The organism is Kitasatospora sp. NPDC058048 (genome assembly GCF_042885555.1).
Taxonomy (GTDB): domain Bacteria; phylum Actinomycetota; class Actinomycetes; order Streptomycetales; family Streptomycetaceae; genus Kitasatospora; species Kitasatospora lactacystinica.
In genome coordinates, this window is the sequence record NZ_JBHVRT010000025.1 from 1 (window position 1) to 20656 (window position 20656).

The following is a 20656-nucleotide window of genomic DNA, read 5'->3' on the forward strand; positions in this document are numbered from 1 at the left end:
TCCGCCGCGAACGGAGCGATCTTCGCCTCGGCCAGCGAACGCACCGCCTCACGGAGCATCCCGTGCTCCTCGGAGATCCGGAAGAGATCGAAGTCCTGGCTCATGATCGCCACTCCTGTTTCACGACGGTACTCAGTACCCTTCATTATGCATGCGCGCGGCAAAAAGGGAACTCAGTGCCTTCCCTTCGCGGTACTGAGTTCCCTATCCTTTTCGTGCCGAACTTCTGCCGAACTTCTGCCGAACGAGCCGGTCCGAGCGCAGGGAGATGACAGCGTGATCCACTCAGCCATCGATGCCGACACCCGCAGCACGACGCTGTACTTCCAGCGCTGCACGTGGTGCAACAACCCGACCTTCCAGCGGCTGCTCTGCCCCACCTGCGGATCCACCGACCTCAGGCTGGAGCCCAGCGAGGGCACCGGCGTGGTGCGGCGCTGCGCGGTCGAGCAGGCCCGGACGCCGCTGGTCCGTCAGAAGTCCCTGATCCGGATGGCGGAGGGCTTCGACGTCTGGTGCATCGTGGACGGGATGCGCAGCACCGTGCCGGTCGGCACCCGGGTGCGGCTGCTCCCCTCCCCCGACTCCGACCAGCCGGAACTGCGGCTGCTGCCGATGGAGCCGCCACCGCCGGTGCAGGACACCGAGCCGCGCCCGCTGCCGCCGGCCCAGGGCGGCTTCACCCAGCACCTCGCCACCCAGCACCTCGCGGCCTTCGTCGCGGAGTGATCCGCCGGGGGATCGTGCGGCGGGCGGGGCGGACGGCGCGCCCGGGGCGCTGCCGGAGAACGAGGGAGAACGACGGAGGGCGTGGCACCGAGTACCACTCGGCGCCACGCCCTCCGCTGTCGTCCGGGGATCAGGCCTTGCGGGCCTTCACCTCGGCGGTGAGCTGCGGCAGCACCTCGAAGAGGTCGCCGACCACGCCGTAGTCGGCGAGCTCGAAGATCGGGGCCTCGGGGTCCTTGTTGACGGCCACGATGGTCTTCGAGGTCTGCATGCCGGCCCGGTGCTGGATGGCGCCCGAGATGCCGTTGGCCACGTACAGCTGCGGGGAGACCTGCTTGCCGGTCTGGCCGACCTGGCTGCTGTGCGGGTACCAGCCGGCGTCCACGGCCGCGCGCGAGGCGCCGACGGCCGCGCCCAGCGCGTCCGCGAGCTCCTCGACCACGCCGAAGCCCTCGGCGGCACCGACGCCGCGGCCGCCGGAGACCACGATGGCGGCCTCGGTCAGCTCCGGGCGGCCGGAGGACACGCGCGGGGTCCGCGAGGTCACCTTGGCCGCGTTGCCGGTGAACGCGACGGCGACGTTCTCCACCGCGCCGGCGGCCGGGGCGGCCTCCGGGGCGACGGCGTTCGGCTTGACGGTGATGACCGGCGCGCCCTTGCTCACCCGGGAGTCGACGGTGTACGAGGCGGCGAACACCGACTGGGTGGCGATCGGGCCCTGGTCGCCGGCGCGCAGGTCGACGGCGTCGGTGATGATGCCGGAGCCGATCCGCAGCGCGACGCGCGCGGCGATCTCCTTGCCCTCGCCGGAGGACGTCACCAGCACGGCGGCGACGTCGCCGGCCCCGGCGATCTGGGCCAGGGCGTCCACCTTCGGGACGACCAGCTGGTCGGCGAACTCGGCGCCGTCGGCGACGTACACCTTCACCGCGCCGTACTCGCCGGCCTTCGCCGCGATGCCGGCCGCGGCCGCACCGGCGCCGAGGACGACCGCGGACGGCTCGCCGATACGGCGGGCCAGGGTCAGCAGCTCCAGGGCCGGCTTGCGGACCGCACCGTCGGCGTGGTCCACCAGAACGAGAATCTCAGCCATTGCTCAATGTCTCCGTGTTTCGCTGTGGCAGGGGGTGGGTGGCTGGGCGCGCCGGCTCAGATGAACTTCTGGTCGGCGAGGAAGGCGGCGAGCGACTTGCCGCCCTCGCCCTCGTCCTTGACGACCGTGCCCGCGGTCCGCGCCGGACGCGCCGCCACCGACTCGACCGCCGTCCACGAACCCGCCAGACCGACCTCGTCCGCCTCGATGCCCAGGTCGTCCAGGTCCAGCGACAGCACCGGCTTCTTCTTCGCCGCCATGATCCCCTTGAACGACGGGTACCGGGCCTCGCCCGACTGGTCCGTCACCGAGACCACCGCCGGCAGCGCCGCCTCGACCAGCTCGGTCGCCGCGTCACCGTCACGACGACCCCGCACCACACCGCCCTCGACCGACACCTCCGACAGCAGCGTCACCTGCGGCACACCCAGACGCTCCGCCAGCAGCGCCGGCAGCACACCCATCGTGCCGTCCGTCGATGCCATACCACCGATCACCAGGTCGAACCCGGTCTTCTCCAGCGCCTTCGCCAGGACCGCCGACGTCCCGATCACGTCCGTGCCGTGGATGTCGTCGTCGTTCACGTGCACGGCCTTGTCCGCACCCATCGACAGCGCCTTGCGCAACGCGTCCTTCGCGTCGTCCGGCCCCACCGTCAGCACCGTCACCTCGGCGCCCTCGTTCGCCTCCGCGATCCGCAGCGCCTGCTCCACGCCGTACTCGTCCAGCTCCGACAGGAGGCCGTCCACACCCTCCCGGTCGGTGGTGTGGTCGTCCGCGAAACGACGGTCACCCGTCGCGTCCGGGACGTGCTTCACACAGACGACGATCCTCAAGCTCATGAGCGGTTCTCCTGTCACGGGTGCACGGGTGCACTGGATCCATGGCCTCAGGCATGCCGGGGGTACTGAGTGCCAAGTCCGGCCCGGCGCGGCCCGCGCACCGCAAGCACCACCTGGACCGGCATACCGTGTCGGCTCTCTTCGACTGGCGTCAGAGGCTCCACGGAGAGAATACGGCACTCAGTACCCCTCGTAAAGGAACTCAGTACCCTTCCCGGCTCCGGGGGCCGGCCGGCGGCGCGGGAAGCGGACACAAGGTTTCCGCAAGCACCGACCAGATCGCGTCATGGAATCCGCCAGACGCCCCGGGGACCATCGACCCCGGGGCCCGCGAACGGCCCCGAACCTGGGATCAAGGAGGGGGAGAAGGATGACCTTGGTGCACGGGGAACAGGACATCACCACGACGGACGGAACGCGCCGGACGCCGGCGCCCTGGAGCAACAACGGGCCCTGGGAAACCCTGCGGGACCGCAAGGAGGTGCTCGTGGTCGCGCAGACCATGGTGTACGCCAAGCGGCTGCACGACTTCTACTCGCTGCTCGCCCCGGACCTGCGGGTCCACGTGCAGTTCACGGTGGCACCGCACATGTTCAACGGGGGCGCCGCGGAGATCCTCCGGGCGCTGGGCGGCACCGTACTGCCGTGGGAGCAGGCGGTCCGCCGCGAGTTCGACCTGATCCTGGCCGCCGGCTCCCAGGGGATCGAGCAGCTGCACGGCCCGGTCGTCCGGCTGCCGCACGGGGCCGGCAACATCAAGCTGGCCCGGCGCAGCGCCCCGGACGGCGAGCGGGCGGCCATCGGGCTCGGTCGGGACTACCTCTACTGGGAGGGACGGCTCGTCCCCACCTCGTTCGCCCTGGCCCACGAGGAGGAACTGCTCGAACTCCGGCGCGGCTGCCCGGACGCCCTGCCGATCGCCGAAGTGGTCGGCGACCCGTGCTACGACCGCATCTCCGCGGCCCTGCCGCACCGGGAGGACCACCGGAACGCCCTGGGGCTGCGGCCGGACGAGAAGCTGGTGCTGGTCTCCTCCACCTGGGGCGACGGCTCGCTCTTCACCCGGCTCGACGCCGTGCTGCCCAGACTCACCTCGGAACTGCCCCGGCACGGGTACCGGGCCGTCCTGCTGCCCCACCCCAACATCGCGGCCCAGCACTCGGCCTACGCGGTGCGCTCCTGGGCGAAGGCCACCACCCGGGGAGCCGTCACGGTGATCCCGCCCGAGACGGACTGGCGGCCGCTGCTGGTCGCCGCCGACTTCGTCATCGGGGACCACGGCTCGGTCACCCTGTACGGCGCGATGACCGGCGTCCCCGTCCTGCTCGCCGAGTACCCGCACCGGCACGTCAACCCGCGCTCGCCGGCCGCGCAGCTCGCCCGGACCGCCCCCGCGCTCGCCCCCGGGCACCCGCTCACCGGCCAACTCGCCTACGCCGCCGAGCAGTACCGCCCGGAGGACTACGCGGCCATCGCCGACCGGATCAGCTCCGAACCGGGCCGATTCGACCGCAACGCCCGCCGGCTGCTGTACCGCGTCCTCGGGCTCGGCCAGCCGGCGCACACCCCGGATCCGGAACCGCTCCCGCTGCCCGAACCGCTGGACGCGATCGCGGCGGCCGACGCGCGGCGGGCCGGATGACCGCCGCGCTGCACACGGTGCGCCTGGCGCCGGTCCGCCCCGGCGGGCACGACGGCTCGGCGACCACGCTGTTCGAGGCCCGGGTGACGTCCACCACCGGCGTCCGCCACGGGCTGCTGGCCGCCGACCCGGCGGCGGCGGCGGAGCGGCCGGGGCCCGGGTTCGTGGACGAGCACCTCGTGCTCGACCTCACCGAGCCCGGCGGCCTGCGCTGGCGCCGGCACGCCGACGTGCTGCACCTCGGTCCCGTTCCGGTGGTGGACGCCCACGCACGGCTCGCGGGACTGCTCTCCGCGCACCCCGGATGTGCGGTGGCCACGGCCGAACACCGTCCGGGAGCGGTGCTGGTGCTCGCCCGGACCGGGGAACGGCTCGTCCTGCGGGCCTCCGGGCCGGGCGGCGGGCCCGTCCCGCCGCCGGCCCTCGGCTCGCTGGCGCACGCCTGGCTGGCGGCCGGACGGACGCTGGACGAACTCGACCGGGTCAGCGCCGCCGGGTGCCGTACCCCGGGCTCCGGGTGCCGCACCCCGGGCTCCGAGTGCCGTACCCCGGGCTCCGGGTGGAGCCGGCTCACGCCTCCGGTTCGCCCGGGCAGGGAGTGACGGCGCCGTCCACACCGTACGCGGCGAGGCGGTCGGCCAGTCTGGCCGCCTCGGCCGCGGCACCGACCTCCTGGTACCGGGCCCTGGACTGCTCGAACCGGGCCCGCGCCGCGTCCGGTCGGCCCCGCAGTTCCTCGACCTGCCCGGCGAACTCCAGCGTCCGCGCCTCCCAGTGCGCGGACAGCCGGGCCCGGAACCCCGCCAGAGCCTCCTCCAGATGGGCCTCGGCACGCTCGTACGCACCCAGCCGGCCGTGCGCCAGGCCCAGGAAGGCCGTCGCGCGGGCCGCCTCGTAGTCGTCCTCGATCGAGGCCAGCTCGCGGCCCGCCCGCTCGACCGGCTCCACCGCCTCGGCCGCCCGGCCGGCCAGCAGCAGCACCTCGCCGTACGCCAGCCGGGCCAGCGCCGAACCGCGCAGGTAGTCCTCGGCCTCGCGGAGCCGGACCACCTCGTGCAGGCACTCGGCGGCCGTGTCCAGCCGGCCGGCCATCCGGTGGGTCTGGCTGAGCCCGTACAGCGCGTCCGCCTGCACCAGCGGACGGCCCAGCTCCCGGGCGAGGACGAGGGCTTCGGTGAACCAGCGTGCCGCCTCCTCCCCCTCCCCCGCGTTCCGCAGTCCGTTCCCGCCGTCGGTCAGCATCCGCAGCTCGCCGCTGCGGGAGCCGGCCGCCCGGGCCGCGTCCAGGCCGATCCGGGTGGCCTCCACCCACAGCCGGGCCGGGCGCAACCGCAGGAACAACGGCCACATGGCGTCCGCGAGTTGCCACGCCGCCGCGGGGCGGTCCAGTTCCCCGCACCAGCGCAGGACGCCCGCCAGCCGGTCGCGTTCCGCGTCGTACCACTCCAGGGCCGGGACGTCGCCCCCGAACTCCCGGGCCGGGTGGACGGGGCGGCTGCGGTAGTCGCGGGCGAGGGTGCGGTGGGTCGGCGAGACGACCGCCTCGGCGGCCGTGGCCGAGGCGAGGTACCAGTCGACGAGCCGGTCCAGCGCGGCCCCGGTGGACCCGGCCTCCCGGACCCGCACCCCGTGCGCCCGGGCGTGCAGCCGCACCAGGTCGTGGAAGCGGAACCGCTCCGGCCCGGTCTCCTCCAGCAGGTGCACATCGATCAGACCGTCCAGCAGCCGATCGGCCCCGGCCGCGTCCACGTCCGCCAGCACGGCGGCGTTCTCCAGGGTGAACTCGGCGAAGGGCAGCAGGCCCAGCAGCCCGTAGAGCCGGGCGGCCTCCGCTTCCAGCACGCCGTAGGACGCGTCCAGCAGGTCCCGCACCGTCTCCCCCTCCACGTTCAGCACCGCCAGCCGGTCGGTGCCGCGGCCGAGCATCTCGGCGGTCGCCGCGAGCGACTGGGCCGGGCGCGCCGCGATGCGGGCCGCCGCCAGGCAGATCGCCAGCGGCAGCCCGGCACAGGCCTCCACCACCTCGGCCGCGGCGGCGCGCTCGTCGACCACCCGGTGCCTGCCGACCCGCGCGGCGAGGATCTCGGTGGAGGCCTCCCGGGCGAGCGGACCCAACGGCCGGAACACCGCACCGTCGATGCCCAGCCCGGTGAGCCGGCGGCGGCTCGTCACCACGACCACCGTGTGGTCCGAGCCGGGCAGCAGCGGCCGCACCTGGGCGGCCGTCGAGGCGTTGTCCAGCAGCACCGCGATCCGCCGCTCCGCCGCCAGCGAGCGCCAGAGCGCGGCCCCCTCCTCCAGGCTCCCGGGCACCGGGGAGATCCCGAAGGCCCGCAGGAAGCCGCCGAGGGCCTCGGCCGGGTCGGCGGGGCCACCGGGCGCGTAGCCGCGCAGGTCCGCGTACAGCTGGCCGTCCGGGAAGCGGCCGGCCTGGCCGCGCAGCCACTGCGCGGCCAGCGCCGTCTTGCCGACCCCGGCGGGGCCGGTCACCACGAGGGTGACGTCCGCCGCCCCGGCGTCGGGGGCCAGCGAGCGGTCCAGCGCCGCCAGGTCCGCCTCCCGCCCGATCAACCGCCGCGGACAGGGCGGGAGTTGCCTGGGCGTGGGCAGGGCGGAAGCGCCGTGCAGGTGCAGCCCGCCGTGGATCGTTCCGGCCTGCACCACCGGACCGGCGACCGTCGTGGCACCGGCCAGCGAGTTCCGCACCACTCCGTACGGCAGGTTGACGTCGTTCACCGGCGCCCGCCGACCACGGTCGATCCTGTCACTGGGCCCCCCGGCCTCGGACGAATTACCCCTGCGGCGCTATCACATGACGCTTCGTCACGTCGAGACAATTCCCAAAAGCATGGGCACCGAACCCTGCGGTGGTATGGCCGATTACCTCACGTGCATGCGATGCTCACCCGCGACACGGCAAGCTGGTAGCCAACCGGCGGGGGGCGTCATCTTGAGGTTCCATCTCCTGGGTTCAGTTGAACTGTCGGTGAACGGAGAGCCATTGGCCATTCCGTCCGACAAGCGGCGCCAGTTGCTGGCCGCCCTCGCCCTGGAGGTCGGAAGGCCGCTCTCCCACGACTCGCTCGCATACAGACTGTGGGGTGAGGATCCCCCGCCCAGCGCTCTGACCAGCCTGTACAGCCACGTTTCCCATCTGCGCACCCTGCTGGGACGGGCCGCCCGGAGCACGTCGGCGACAGAGCCCCGGGAGCCGCCCTCGATCGTCACCAAATCGCATACGTACACTCTGCGGACGGATCCCCTGCTGATTGACTGGTACCTGTATCTGGACCTCTCCGAACAAGCCGGACTACTCGCCGAGAACGGACAGGACCACCAGGCCAGAACCGTGCTGAGCCGCGCCGCGAGCCTGTGGCGCGGCGAGCCCCTGGCCGGCCTGCCGGGCAGCTGGGCCCGGACCACTCGTACCACCATGGCCGACCAGCACTTCACCACCACACTGCGCCGGGTCGAGATCGACCTGCGCATCGGCCGCTTCGCCGAACTGATCCCCGAGCTCACCGCACTGCGCGAGGACCGCCCCACCGACGAGCGCCTTGCCGGCCACCTGATGACCGCGCTCTACGCCGTCGGTCGACAGACCGACGCGCTGGCGGTCTACCCCGCCGTCGCCCGGCTGCTCCACGCCCACTTCGCCACCGAACCCGGCGAACAGCTCACCCGCCTCCACCAGCTCATCCTGCACGGCGAACCGCTCCCCGGCTCGGGGGTGCGGACCGGGACCGCGCCGGCCCCCCGCCCCGCGGCCGTGCCACCCGAGGACGTCCCCGGGCGGCACCGTCTGATCGGCCGGGAGGACGACCTGCGCCGTGTCCTGCCCGGCCCCGACACCCGGCTCGCCCGGGGCGGGGTGGTCACCGTCTCGGCGATCCTCGGCATGCCCGGAGTCGGCAAGACCACCCTCGCCCTGCACGCCGCCGACCTGATGCGCGAGCACTTCCCGGACGGCTACGTCCACCTCAACCTGCGCGCCCACGTCGGCAACCAACCGCCGCTCACCCCGGAGGCGGCGGGTGCCCTGCTGCTCAGACGCCTGGGCGTGCCCGCCACCACCATCCCACTGGACGCCGACGAGGTGTTCGCCCTCTGCGCCGAGGAACTGTCCTCGCGCCGCGCCGTCGTCGTACTCGACGACGCCTCCAACGCCGCTCAGGTCCGCCCGCTGCTGCCGCCCGCCCCGTCCGCCCTGATCCTCGTCACCAGCCGCCAGCGGCTCACCGAACTCCCGGGCGCCCGACCGGTGTTCCTGGACGTGCTCACGGTGGACGACGCCGTGGCCCTGTTCGCTGACGTGGTGGGACCCGAGCGCTCGACGGACACCGCGAGCATCATCGAGATCGTCGAGCGCTGCGGCCACCTGCCCCTCGCCATCGAGATCGCCGCCAGCCGCTTCAAGGGCCGCCCGTCCTGGACCCTCGGGCACTTCGCCCGGCGCTTGTCCAGGACGCACGGCCGGCTCGGGGAGATCCGCACCGGCTCGGCCAACATCGCCCAGGTCTTCGAGCTGTCGTACCGCTACCTCTCCGCCGGCCAGCGATCGGCCTTCCGACTGCTCGGCCTGTACCCGGGACCGGATTTCGGTGTGCACGCGGCGGCGGCGCTGCTCGGGCGTTCGATCGATGAGACGGACGAGGTTCTGGAGGCCTTGCTGAACTGCCACCTGATCCAGGAGATCGCGCCCGAACGGTACCAACTCCATGATCTCCTCAGGGAGTTCGCGACAGCATTGGGGGTGGAAAAGGATCAGCGGAAAGCAGCCGCCGATCGACTGATCCGCTTCGCCCTGCACGCCGCCGACCGCGCGGACCGCCTGCTCTATCCGCACAGATCGAGATCCGAGCTTCCGGACGATCAACAACTCGGCTACCTGGCAGAGCTGTTGACCGATATTGAGATGAACTCACCCGAATCGGCGAGGACTTGGCTGGAGACTGAACACGCCGCCCTGATCGCCCTGACAACGCAGGCGCCCCGCGCCGGCGTCGCGGAGAGCGGCGCCTGGCTCGCCCATGTCCTGGCCGGCCACCTGGACGCCGAGGCCTACTGGAGCGAGGCGCAGAGCCTGCACCGGGCAGCCGCAGCCCACTGGCGGTCGCAGGCGAACGACCGACAGGAGGCGCGGGCACTGATCGACCTCGGCGCGACACTCGCCAACGCCTCCCGCTACGAGTCCGCGGCCGAGGCCCTCGAACGAGGCCTCGGCCTGGCCCGGACCGAGGGTGACCTGGACGCGGCGGCGAACGCCCTCAACCTCCTCGGGCGGCTGCGGTGGGAGCAGACCAGGCTGCATGAGGCCCTGGCGATCCAGCAACAGGTACTGGCCATCCGGGAGGACCAGGGCGACCAGTGGAACTCCGCTCGCTGCCTGGTCAACATCGGCATTCTGCACCGTTCACTGGGGGACGAGAAATCGGCACTCACCGTCTATGGCGAAGCGTTGCTACTGGCCCGGAAATTCGATGACCGGGTCCTTGAATTCCGGGCACTGAACAACACCGGGGAGCTCCACATCAGCGCCGGACGAAATTCAACGGCCCGGGGGATATTTGAAAGGATTCTGGACGCCGCCGACAATGCGGTTCCCCCACTGGATCTGTCCGTGGCCCGCGCCAACCTCGCAGAAACGCTGGAAATCCCGGACGAGCTGGAAATCGCCCTCGCGCTCTACCGGTCGGCCCTGGCGACTTTCCGCGAGTTCGGAACCGTCCGCCACGAGGCCGATGGCCGCAACGGGCTCGGTCAGACCCTGCTCGCCGCCGGTCGCCACGAGGAAGCCCGGGAACAGCACGCGCTCGCATTGGAGCTCGCACGCTCCATCGGCACCGGCCGCGAGCAGGCGGCTGCCCTGCGCGGCCTGGGCCGCTGCGAGGCGGCAGCCGGAAACCCGTCCGCTGCCCTCGCCCATCTGACAGCGGCCGTCGCTCTCGCCGAGCAGGTCGACATCGCGGACGAGGCCGCGCGCGTCCGCTCCGCGCTCACCGAACTTGAATCGCGTTTTTCATATGATCGTCCTTCCTCGAAATAAAGTTCGAGACTCGGACGCTGATTTGGATCCTTCGGTCCGGTTATGCAAAGCTCTGCGCATCAAGCGGCTCCCGCCGACCGAACCGGACCAGAAAGCAAGAGCGCCATGTGCATGTTCATCTACATAGCCCACCAGATCCTCACTTCGAGTCCGATCTGGTGCTAGGCGCGTAGGACGACGGCCGCCTCTCCCGTGTACACCCGGAACGTCAGCGTCTCCTGAAGGTAGAGCTGAATCGTTTCGGCATCGTGGGAGAGGTAGCCCACCGAGGCGTCCTGGCCGAGGAAGAGCTCGAAGTCGCCGCCGCGGGCGGAGAGCAGGTAGGCGCCTTCGATGGCCGGGGCCCAGATGATGTCCCCGTCGAGGAGGCGGGCGATGTGGTTGTGGACGGGGTAGCCGTGGTCGCTGGTCTCGTTGACCGCGGTGAAGGCGTCCGCGCCGAGCAGGAGCGAGTACGGGCCGCCGACGCCGGCGAGGCGGAGGGCGGTGAGCCCGCGGCTGACGGCCTCCGGGTATTCCCTGACGTCCTGCGGGAGTTGGACCGCAGGGTTGGTGGAGGCGGCACGGATGCCGTCGATGCCGGCGGCGCGGTAGCCCTCGAAGACGGCGCGGTCCTCGGCCAGGGCGAGCTTGCGACCGGCGTCCTTGACGGGCTGCCAATCGGAGTCCCGGGAGCCGCGTTCGACGTCGTCCACGGCGTCGCGGCGGACGGTGAAGGGGACGCGCAGCTCGACCACCGGCTGGGCGGCGCGGGCGCGGGCCTGGATGCCGTCGGTCGGGGGGTCGATGGCGGTCAGGTGGCCGGTGCCGACGGCCGCGAGGGTGGCGCCCTCGGGGCCGTTGAGGTCGACCACCCGGCGGCCGGCGATGTGGAGCTTGAACGTCTGGCGGGCCTCCTCCTCGATCTCCTCCCACGCGGCGGCGGAGATCGGGGCGAGGTCCCGGTGGAGGTTGTTCATGTGCGGGGTCCTGTTCAGGTGGTCTGTCAGGGCGTCTGTCAGGGGGTCTGCTTGAGGCTTCCGATGCCGAGCGAGCCGTCCCCGGCACCGGCCGCGGAAACGGGGACGGCCACGGGAACGGCCGCAGGGACGGGGACGGACGCGGAAGCGGCCGGCGCCGGCGGCGGGGAGTCGAGGAAGTCGGCGGTCGGGACGAAGAACAGCCCGCCGGTGACGGCGGTGGAGAAGTCGAGCAGCCGGTCGGTGGTGCCGGGCGGGTTGCCGACGAACATGTTGCGCAGCATCTCCTCGGTCACCCCGGGGTCGGCCGCGTAGCCGATGAAGTAGGTGCCGACCTCGCCGTCGCGGCCGGCGGAGCCGAAGGTGCCGTACGGCATGTTGAAGCGGACGATCTGCCGTTCCTCGCCGTCCGGCCCGGTGATCACGGTGAGCGCCACGTGCGAGTCGGCGGGTTTGACGTCGTCGGACAGCTCGATGTCGTCGAGCTTGGTGCGGCCGACCGCCCCCTCCTGCTGCTCGACGCTCAGCGCGTTCCAGGTGTCCATGTCGTGCACGTAGCGCTGCACGATGACGTAGCTGCCGCCGGTGAACTCCGGGTCCTCGGCGCCGATCAGGGCCGCGCGTTCGGCGGCCCGGCCCTCCGGGTTCTCGGTGCCGTCGACGAAGCCGAGCAGGTCCCGGTCCTCGAAGTACTTGAAGCCCTGGACGGAGTCGACGACGGCGGCCGACCCGGCGAGCCGTTCGGTGAGTTTCGCGGCCAGTTCGAAGCAGAGGTCCATCCGCTCGGCCCGCAGGTGCAGCAGCAGGTCGCCGGGGGTGGCCGGGGCCCGGTGGCGGGGGCCGGCCACCTCCCGGAAGGGGTGCAGGGCGGACGGGCGGGGGCCCGCGAAGAGGCGGTCCCAGAGTTCGGAGCCGATGCCGGTGACGCAGGTGAGGGCGCCCTTGGGGGCGCGGAAGCCGACGGCGCGGCGCAGTCCGGCGAGCTCGGGCAGCAGGTCGCGGACGGCGTCCTCGCGGCCGGGTTCGACGGTGAGGACCAGGAAGACGGCCGCGCTGGTCAGCGGGGAGAGCACGGCTTGCGGTTCGGTCTGCATGGTCGTGACCTCTCTCGGGACGCCCGGGAGGCGTCCCATTCGGCGCGGTAGTCGGCGAAGATCTGCTGGAGGTGGTGTCCGATCTTCAGGTAGTCGAGGTCGTCCAGGTTCGCGAGCGAGACCCGCACGGACCACTCGGGCCCGTCGAAGCCGCCGCCGTTGAGCAGCACCGCACCGGTCTGCTCGGCGAGCCGGAACAGCGGCTCGGTGGGCTCGTAGTTCTTCTCCAGGAAGGTCGCGAAGTCCTTGCCCGCGACCCGCAGGCGCGGCGCGGGGACGCCGGGCGGGGGATGGACCAGCACTGATCCGATCATGGGAATGATTACATCGCAAAGCGGACAATCCAGCACGGCCGGCGCATAGCCGAACGGCCCCGCCGGAAGCCGTTCCGACGGGGCCGTTCGACGCGGGCCGTTCGATGCGGACCGTTCGACGCGGGCCGTTCGACGCGGACGGGCGGCCCTCCCCCGCGGACGCCGGGCGGGTTCAGACCCGCAGCGCCGCCAGCTGCTCGGCGAACGGCACCACCTGCTCGGGCAGCTCCGGCGCCGCCGGGCCGCGCCCGGCCAGCAGCGCCGCCAGCTCCCCGGCCGCCCGGTCGATCCGGCGCGGCAGGCCGTCGGTGAGCCCGTCCCCCGCCGTGCCCCAGTCGTCGGTGGCCGCGTAGACGGCGGTCGGCAGCACCACCGCGCGCAGGTAGCTGAACAGCGGGCGGACGGCGTGCTCCAGGGCGAGCGAGTGCCGGGGCGTGCCGCCGGTGGCGGCGATCAGCACCGGCTTGCCGGTGAGCGCGTCGTTGTCGATCACGTCGAAGAAGGACTTGAACAGACCGCTGTACGAGGCCGTGAAGATCGGCGTCACCGCGATCAGGGCGTCCGCCTCCGTCACCGCCCCGATCGCCGCGCGCAGCCCGGCGCCGGGGAAGCCGGTGACGAAGTTGTTGGCGATCTCCACCGCCAGGTCCCGCAGTTCGACCACGGTGACGTCCACCTCGCGGCCCTCCGCGGCGAGCCGGCGCACGGTCGAGTCGGTGAGCCGGTCCGCCAGCAGCCGCGTCGAGGACGGCTTGCTCAGTCCGGCGCTCACCACCACCAGCTTGTACGCGGTCACTTGGCCACCTCCGCCTTCTCGTTCTCCCGCGCGTCCCGGGCCGCGACCAGCGCGGCGTGGGTCGGCCCCTGCGGCACTCCGGCCGGGCGGCCCTTGGCGAACTCCTCGCGCAGCACCGGCACGACCTCCTCGCCGAGCAGGTCCAGCTGCTCCAGCACCGTCTTCAGCGGTAGGCCGGCGTGGTCCATCAGGAACAGCTGGCGCTGGTAGTCGCCGAAGGTCTCGCGGAAGGCCAGGGTCTTCTCGATGACCTCCTGGGGGCTGCCCACGGTCAGCGGGGTCTGCTCGGTGAACTCCTCCAGCGAGGGCCCGTGCCCGTAGACCGGCGCGTTGTCGAAGTACGGACGGAACTCGCGCACCGCGTCCTGGGAGTTCTTCCGCATGAACACCTGCCCGCCGAGGCCGACGATCGCCTGCTCGGGCGTGCCGTGGCCGTGGTGCGCGTAGCGCTCGCGGTAGAGCTCGACCATCCGCCGGGTGTGCTCCTGCGGCCAGAAGATGTTGTTGTGGAAGAAGCCGTCGCCGTAGTAGGCGGCCTGCTCGGCGATCTCGGGGCTGCGGATCGAGCCGTGCCAGACGAACGGCGGGACGTCGTCCAGCGGGCGCGGGGTGGAGGTGAAGCCCTGCAGCGGGGTGCGGAAGCGGCCCTGCCAGTCCACGACCTCCTCGCGCCACAGCTGGTGCAGCAGCGCGTAGTTCTCGACCGCGAGCGGGATGCCCTGGCGGATGTCCTGGCCGAACCAGGGGTAGACCGGGCCGGTGTTGCCGCGGCCCATCATGACGTCCACCCGGCCCTCGGCCAGGTGCTGGAGCATCGCGAAGTCCTCGGCGATCTTCACCGGGTCGTTGGTGGTGATCAGCGTGGTCGAGGTGGAGAGGATGATGCGGTCGGTCTGCGCGGCGATGTAGCCGAGCATGGTCGTCGGCGAGGACGGGACGAACGGCGGGTTGTGGTGCTCGCCGGTCGCGAAGACGTCCAGGCCGACCTCCTCGGCCTTGCGGGCGATGGCCACCATCGCCTTGATCCGCTCGTGCTCGGTGGGGGTGCGGCCGGTGGTGGGGTCGGTCGTCACGTCGCCGACGGAGAAGATTCCGAACTGCATGCTGCTCACCCGTCCCAGGTAGTCCAACTTTCAACCACCTTAGCACCCCGGCGCGGATCGTTATTCCCGCCAGTCCCGTTCCCGCCGGTCCCGTTCCCGCCGGCCCCGTTCCCGGCGGTCGGCGCCGGCCGCGGAACGCGGACCCGCCCCGGGCGGGGCGCCGTAGCGCTCCGCCCGGGGCGGTCACCTGTCCGTTTGCCGTTCCCGGCTCACATTTCGCTCGTGACGCTCACCCCGCTGAAGCCCTGCTGGGCGTAGAGGCTGAAGAAGATGTAGCCACCGGCCGGCGGGTCCGTGACGGTCAGCGTCTCGGAGTTGTCCGGGCCGGCCGAGTGCGTGGTGCTGCTCTCGGTGTACGCCCAGCCGGTCGGGTTGTAGTAGAGGTCGCCGTTGCCGGTGCCCCCACTGGTGGTGATCTTCACCTGCTTGGTGCCGGCCGGCACCAGCAGGTAGAAGTGCGCGTAGTTGCCCGTGGTCGCCGCGACGTTGCTGCGGGTGCAGTTGGCGGCCAGCAGACGGGTGTCGGTGGCGGTGCACTCCGGCAGCTGCGGCGTGGTGGGCGTACCGCCCCCGTCGGTGGCGCAGGCGCCCGCGGCGCACCTGGTCAGCCAGCTGTCGAAGTCGGCGTCGTAACGGGTGCCGATGGTGGTCTTCAGGATGGTGCGGGCACCGTTCCAGTCACCGACGCGGTACTTGGCGAGGACCGCGTCCATGTCGGAGCGGTGCTGCTCCAGCATGTAGCGCACGGCCAGGTACCCCCAGCGGTACACCCGGTCCTGGTCGCCGTAGGCGGTGTCGAAGAGGTCGCTCAGCCGGTAGGTGTGGCGGCCGGCCGCCGCGATGGCCGCGTCGTTGTTGACCTTGCGGTACGACCAGGAGACGTACTCGGCGAAGCCCTCCACCCACCAGACGGTCGGGGTGGTCATGCCGGCGTCGAAGTCGCCGTACATGTCGAACCGGCCGTCGAGGTAGTGGGTGTACTCGTGGTTGAGGTTCCAGATCTCGAAGGACGGGCGGGCCCACTCGGCCTCGTAGCAGAGGAAGCGCGGCTGGTTGCCGGCCGTGGCCGGCTCGCCCTCCAGGTACATGCCGCCGTTGTTGGTGTCGATGCCGTAGATCGCGGCGGCGAGCACCTGGTAGTCGAGCGAGGAGTGGAAGACCACGACCTCGATCGTGTTGTTGCCGTCGTCCTTGACCGGGCCGCTGTCCTTGGCCACCGCGTGGAAGAACGCGTCCTGGCCGTTCAGGCTGGTGCAGGCGGTGCCGACCTGGGTGCTGTCCAGCGCCTGGGCGAGGATCGTGATGCTCGGGCTGCAGGTGTGCTTCACGGTCAGCACGCCGGCCTTGAGCTGGTCGGCCTTGTTGCAGGTGCCGTAGTACGAGCAGTTGCCGGCGTCGTAGTAGTCGACGCCCTCGGCGACCGCGGCCCACTGGTAGACGGTGCGGCCCTTCGGCTCCGAGGTGCCGACCAGCCCCTTGGCGAGGGGGCGGACCTTGGCCTGGAGAGCCGTGTCCTTCAGGAAGCGGGTGAGCTCCTTGGTCGCGTTGTAGACCAGCACGCCGTAGGTGTCGCCGAGCAGGGCGTTGTTGCGGGTCGCGAAGTCGGACAGCGCGTCCAGCACGCTCGGGTCGGCCTCGACGGCGGCGTCGAAGCCGGGCACCTGGTGACCACGGAACAGCACGGTGAAGACCGGGTTGACGGCCCACGCCATGCCGGCCGGGTTCCAGGTGTCGGCCTTGTAGTCGCCCAGCAGCCGCTTGACGACCGGCAGGTAGCGGACGTTCTCCTGGGCGCTGTCGATCAGGGTGACGGCCTCGCCCAGGATGGGCCCGTTGCCCGCCGCGACGTCGCGCGAGTGCGCGCTGTTGAAGAAGGCGTCCAGGCCGGACTGGATCGCGGTCTTGAGGCCGGCGCCGTACTCGCCGACGTCCTGCTTGTGGTACCACTGCGCGAAGTAGCCGGCGCGCAGGTAGAGCACCAGCTGCTCGACCGACGTGCTGTTGTCACCGGGGTAGTTGGCCGCCGCGTCGCGCAGCGCGTAGGCCACCGTGCTCATCTGCTCCTCGCGGAACGCGCCGCGCGCGTCGCCGCCGGTGAGCTGGAACAGACTGTTGATGCACTGGATGTCGGCGTCCTTGATGTGCTGGACCAGGTCGCCGCCGGTCCGGCCGGAGAAGTCGCCGACGGTACAGGGCTTTTCGGCCGCCGCGCCGAGGCGCAGGGCCTTGGCGGTCGGCCGGACCTCGGCCGGCCGGGTGTCGACCGGGAGCGGGGCGCGCTGGTCGGTCGAGGCCAACTGCTGCCCGCTGTCGGCTCGTTCGGGGGCGCCGGTGGCGGGCTGCGGGGCCGGTCCGGTGGGGACGGGCGTGGGCGTGCCGCCGGGGGTGGGGGCGGCGGGAGCGGCCTGGGACTGCGGGGCGAACAGGCCGACCGCCAGGAACAGGGACAGGACGAGCGTCAGCAATCGTGCCAGCTGCGGGAGTCGCAGCAGACGTGAAGGACTCACGTGGGGGCCTCCGGGCCGTCGTCGGCCGCGACGTGGGGCGCGGCCGGTGGGGGTGTCGAGGACCGTTGGTGACGGCGCCGCGTGGGGGGCGGTTCCGTCGGGCACGGTGGGGGGTGTGACATGTACCATGGCACATCTCACATGGCCTTGGGAACCCGGGGCGTTGTGCGCAGTTCGCGGGGAATTCAGGTGGGACCGGTGATGACGGTCCGTCAACAGACCCGCCCCGGGCGGGGCGCTGTCGCGCTCCGCCCGGGGCGGTCACCTGTCTGGTTGCCGAGGTCGGCTCACATTTCGCTCGTGACGCTCACCCCGCTGAAGCCCTGCTGGGCGTAGAGGCCGAAGAAGACGTAGCCGGCCGGCGGGTTGGTGACGGTCAGCGTCTCCGAGTTGTCCGGGTTGGTCGACCGGAAGACGTGGGAGTTGGTGTAGGCCCAGCTGCCCGGGTTGTAGTAGAGGTCGCCGTTGCCGGTGCCGCCGCTGGTGGTGATCTTCACCTGCTTGGTGCCGGCCGGCACCGTCAGGTAGAAGTGCGCGTAGTTGCCCGTGGTCGCCGCGACGTTGCTGCGCACGCAGTTGGCGCCCAGCTGCCGGACGTCACCTCCGGCGCACTCCGGCAACTGCGGCCGGCCCGGCGTGTCGGCGGCACAGGCGCCGGCGGCGCACCTGGTCAGCCAGCTGTCGAAGTCGGCGTCGTAACGGGTGCCGATGGTGGTCTTCAGGATGGCGCGGGCACCGTCCCAGTCACCGGCCCGGTACTTGGCGAGGACCGCGTCCACGTCGGATCGGTGCTGCTCCAGCATGTAGCGCACGGCCAGGTACCCCCAGCGGTACACCCGGTCCTGGCTGCTCCTGGCGTAGACCGTGTCGAAGAGCTCGCTCAGCTTGTAGGTGTGCTGCGAGGCCACCGCGACGGCGTCGGTGTTGACGGCCTTGCGGTACGACCAGGAGACGAACTCCGCGAAGCCCTCGACCCACCAGTCGATCGGCTGGACCTGGCCGGCGTCGTAGTCGCCGTACACGTTGAACCGGCCGTCGAGGTAGTGGGTGTACTCGTGGTTGAGGTTCCAGATCTCGAAGGACGAGGCCCACTTGTTCTCGTAGCAGACGAAGCGCGGCTGGTTGCCGGCCGCGGCCGGGTCGCCCTCCAGGTACATGCCGCCGTTGTTGGTGCTGATGTCGAAGATGACCGCGGCGAGCACCTTGTAGTCGAAGTCGGTGTGGAAGACCACCACCTCGATCGTGCCGTTGTTGTCGTCCCTGACCGGGCCGCTGTCCCTGGCCACCGCGTGGAAGAACGCGTCCTGGCCGGTCAAACTGGCGCAGGCGGCTCCCAGTTGGGTGCTGTCCAGCGCCTGGGCGACGATCGTGATGCTCGGGCTGCAGGTGTACTTCACGGTCAGGTTGGCGGCCCTGAACTTCGCCGGGTCGTCACAGATGCCGTAGTACGCGCAGTTGCCCTTGTCGTAGTGCAGCGCCCACCAGGTCAGGGTGCCGCGCACGTACTTGCTGGGACCGCTCGGCGAGGACTGCGCGATCTGGGGGCTCACGTACGGGCGCAGCTTGGGCAGGAACTCCGGGTACTGCATGAACCGGCCCAGCTCGGTGGCCGCGTTGTAGACCATCGGGCCGAGGTCGGTGCCGATCAGGTCGTGGTTGCGGCTGGCGAAGGTGAACAGGGCGTCCATGACGCCCGGGTCGGCGTTGACGACGGCGCGGTACCCGGCCTGATCGGGGCCGCGGGAGAGCGTGAAGAAGACCGGGTTCACCGCCCAGGCCATGTTGGCCCTGCTCCAGGCGGCACTGTCGTAGTCGTTCAGCAGGCGCCGGATGACGGGCAGGTAGTGGCCGGCGTCCTGGGTGCTGTCCATCAGCGTGGTCGCCCCGAACAGCGGGCCGGCGTTGTCGGGCGTGACGTCCCGCGAGCGGGGGTTGGCGTAGAACGCGTCCAGTGCGGCACGGCTCGCGGTGAGCAGGGCGTCACCGTAGGGGCCGACCACCTTCTCGTTGTAGAACTCGACGTAGTAGCCGGCCTGCAGGTAGAGCATCAGCTCCGAGATCGAGCCGCTGTCGTTGCCCTGGTAGCTGTTGGCGGCGTCGCGCACCGCGTACGCCACCGAGACCATCTGGGACTCGCGGAACGCGTTGACGGCGTCGCCGAGGCCGATCTTGAACAGCGAGTTGATGCACCAGTAGTCACTGGACTTGATCTGCTGGACCAGGGCGCTTCCGGTGCGGCTGGTGAAGTCGCCCACGTTGCAAGGCTTTTCGGCCGCATCGGCCGCCTCGGCGCCGAGGCCCAGGGCCTTGGCCACCGGCTGCTGCTCGGGCGCCAGGCCTGGCACCTGGGGCGCGAGGGGCTCGGGCAGCGGCTGATCCGAGGTGGAACGCCTCCCGCCGTCCATCTTCGCCATGGCCCGGTCGGCCGGGTTCTCGCCGGTGGCCGACGGTGGCGCCAGCCGGGTGGGCGTGGTGGTGGGGGTCTCACCGCCGGGGGTGGAAGCGCCAGGGGTGGGGGTGGGGGCGGCGGCCTGGCTGAGCGGGGCGAACACGCCGATCGCCAGAACGAGGGTCAGAACGAGCGTCAACAGTCTTGCCAACTGCGGGACTCGCAGTAAGCGTCGGCCATTCACGTGGGGGCCTCCGGGCCGTCAAAGGCCGCGAGTTGGGGCGCGGCCTACGGTGGAGCGAGGTCCGTCGGCGACGGCACCGCGTGGGGCGGTTCCGCCGTGGAGACGGTGGGGATGTGCCATGTACCATTGCACACATCACACAACATTGTGAAGGCCTTTACCCAAGGCCCACCCATCCACGACAGCGGAAAGGGCACGGCGACGAGTCGTCACCGTGCCCTTTCCGCTTGCGAAGGAGGGGATTCCGGGAATTCCCGGAATCCCCCTCCCGGAGCGGCTACTTGCGGAGCATCTACTTGCGGAGCAGCAGGATCACGCCCGCCGTCACCAGGCCGACCACGACGGCGGCCACGCCGTACGCCAGGCGGTGCGCCCGCAGCACCGGCAGGAAGCGGTCCACGGCGTAGCGGCCGGGGCCGGTCAGGGCGAGTGCCGCGGCGCCCGCGGTCAGCAGCAGCTCGTACTCGCTGCCCTTCGGGGCGAAGAAGCCGCCGCCCCAGGTGACGGCTATCGCGTTGACCATCGTGCCGACGATCGCGGCGCCCGCCAGCGGGGTCAGCAGGCCGACGGCGAGGGCGAGTCCGCCCAGCGTCTCGGTGAGGCCGGCCACCACGGCCATGGCGTCGCCGGCCGGGTAGCCGCTCATGGTGAAGAACTGACCGGTGCCGTCGATCCCGCCGCCGCCGAACCAGCCGAACAACTTCTGGCTGCCGTGCGCGGCCATGGTCAGGCCGAGGGCCAGGCGCAGGAGCAGGAGTCCGGCGTCGTAGGCGTGCGGGGAGGTCGTCGCGGGCCCGGCGGTGTCCCGGGCCGGGCTGACGGTGGTGGTGGCGGCGGTCGTGCTCGGGCTGCTGCTCGGCATGCGCGTCTCCATCGATCGGGGTTCGGTCGTCGTCCG

At 71.6% G+C, this 20656-nt stretch carries 14 protein-coding genes and 1 pseudogene; 4 read left to right on the plus strand and 11 right to left on the minus strand.

Annotation, left to right across the window (positions count from 1 at the left end; all coding sequences use genetic code 11):
* Positions 1-276 precede the first annotated feature (276 nt).
* A complete protein-coding gene (locus ACFVVA_RS24855) occupies positions 277-729 on the plus strand; it encodes a hypothetical protein (RefSeq protein WP_359915655.1) in 453 nt (150 codons plus the stop codon).
* Between the two features lie 130 nt (positions 730-859).
* On the opposite strand, the gene ACFVVA_RS24860 is transcribed toward ACFVVA_RS24855, so the two are convergent.
* Both ACFVVA_RS24860 and ACFVVA_RS24865 read right to left on the minus strand, forming a co-directional pair.
* Positions 860-1822 carry an electron transfer flavoprotein subunit alpha/FixB family protein gene (locus ACFVVA_RS24860; protein WP_387692746.1) on the minus strand — a complete coding sequence of 321 codons (963 nt, stop codon included), beginning with the start codon at positions 1820-1822 and terminating at the stop codon, positions 860-862.
* Between the two features lie 56 nt (positions 1823-1878).
* Entirely contained in the window at positions 1879-2664 is a 786-nt protein-coding gene (locus ACFVVA_RS24865; protein ID WP_387692748.1) for an electron transfer flavoprotein subunit beta/FixA family protein, read from the minus strand.
* A 370-nt stretch (positions 2665-3034) separates the two neighbouring features.
* Between ACFVVA_RS24865 and ACFVVA_RS24870 the strand changes: the two genes are divergently transcribed.
* The gene (locus ACFVVA_RS24870) at positions 3035-4306 is read left to right on the plus strand and encodes a hypothetical protein (RefSeq protein WP_387692750.1); all 1272 of its coding nucleotides are present in this window, start codon (positions 3035-3037) and stop codon (positions 4304-4306) included.
* The gene (locus ACFVVA_RS24875; RefSeq protein WP_387692752.1) at positions 4303-4908 is read left to right on the plus strand and encodes a hypothetical protein; all 606 of its coding nucleotides are present in this window, start codon (positions 4303-4305) and stop codon (positions 4906-4908) included. The genes ACFVVA_RS24870 and ACFVVA_RS24875 overlap by 4 nt, the downstream gene beginning before the upstream one ends.
* Here ACFVVA_RS24875 and ACFVVA_RS24880 read toward each other — a convergent pair.
* Entirely contained in the window at positions 4877-7042 is a 2166-nt protein-coding gene (locus ACFVVA_RS24880; RefSeq protein WP_387692754.1) for a tetratricopeptide repeat protein, read from the minus strand. The two genes, ACFVVA_RS24875 and ACFVVA_RS24880, sit on opposite strands and share 32 nt — an antisense overlap.
* Positions 7043-7154: 112 nt before the next feature.
* On the opposite strand from ACFVVA_RS24880, the gene ACFVVA_RS24885 reads away from it, so the two are divergent.
* Positions 7155-10352: a BTAD domain-containing putative transcriptional regulator gene (locus ACFVVA_RS24885; protein WP_387692756.1), complete on the plus strand. Its 3198-nt coding sequence runs from the start codon at positions 7155-7157 to the stop codon at positions 10350-10352.
* Positions 10353-10513: 161 nt separating this feature from the next.
* On the opposite strand, the gene ACFVVA_RS24890 is transcribed toward ACFVVA_RS24885, so the two are convergent.
* The 8 genes and pseudogenes from ACFVVA_RS24890 to ACFVVA_RS24925 form a co-directional block, all read right to left on the minus strand.
* Entirely contained in the window at positions 10514-11311 is a 798-nt protein-coding gene (locus ACFVVA_RS24890) for a family 1 encapsulin nanocompartment shell protein (RefSeq protein WP_387692758.1), read from the minus strand.
* A 38-nt stretch (positions 11312-11349) separates the two neighbouring features.
* The gene (locus tag ACFVVA_RS24895; protein WP_387692760.1) at positions 11350-12405 is read right to left on the minus strand and encodes a Dyp-type peroxidase; all 1056 of its coding nucleotides are present in this window, start codon (positions 12403-12405) and stop codon (positions 11350-11352) included.
* Positions 12369-12665 (minus strand): annotated as a pseudogene (locus ACFVVA_RS24900) (hypothetical protein); the annotation flags it as partial. The gene ACFVVA_RS24895 and the pseudogene ACFVVA_RS24900, both read right to left, overlap by 37 nt.
* 226 nt (positions 12666-12891) lie before the next feature.
* Positions 12892-13515, minus strand: a complete 624-nt coding sequence (locus tag ACFVVA_RS24905; protein ID WP_387692762.1) for an FMN reductase — start codon at positions 13513-13515, stop codon at positions 12892-12894.
* Entirely contained in the window at positions 13512-14618 is a 1107-nt protein-coding gene (locus ACFVVA_RS24910; RefSeq protein ID WP_387692763.1) for an LLM class flavin-dependent oxidoreductase, read from the minus strand. Before ACFVVA_RS24910 ends, ACFVVA_RS24905 begins: the two co-directional genes overlap by 4 nt.
* 209 nt (positions 14619-14827) lie before the next feature.
* On the minus strand, positions 14828-17125 hold the full coding sequence (locus ACFVVA_RS24915; RefSeq protein ID WP_387692765.1) for a M9 family metallopeptidase: 2298 nt from the start codon (positions 17123-17125) through the stop codon (positions 14828-14830).
* Positions 17126-17412: 287 nt separating this feature from the next.
* On the minus strand, positions 17413-19713 hold the full coding sequence (locus ACFVVA_RS24920) for a M9 family metallopeptidase (protein WP_387692767.1): 2301 nt from the start codon (positions 19711-19713) through the stop codon (positions 17413-17415).
* 337 nt (positions 19714-20050) lie between these two features.
* Positions 20051-20620, minus strand: coding sequence for a DoxX family protein (locus tag ACFVVA_RS24925; protein WP_387692769.1), 570 nt, complete (start codon positions 20618-20620; stop codon positions 20051-20053).
* Positions 20621-20656 lie beyond the last annotated feature (36 nt).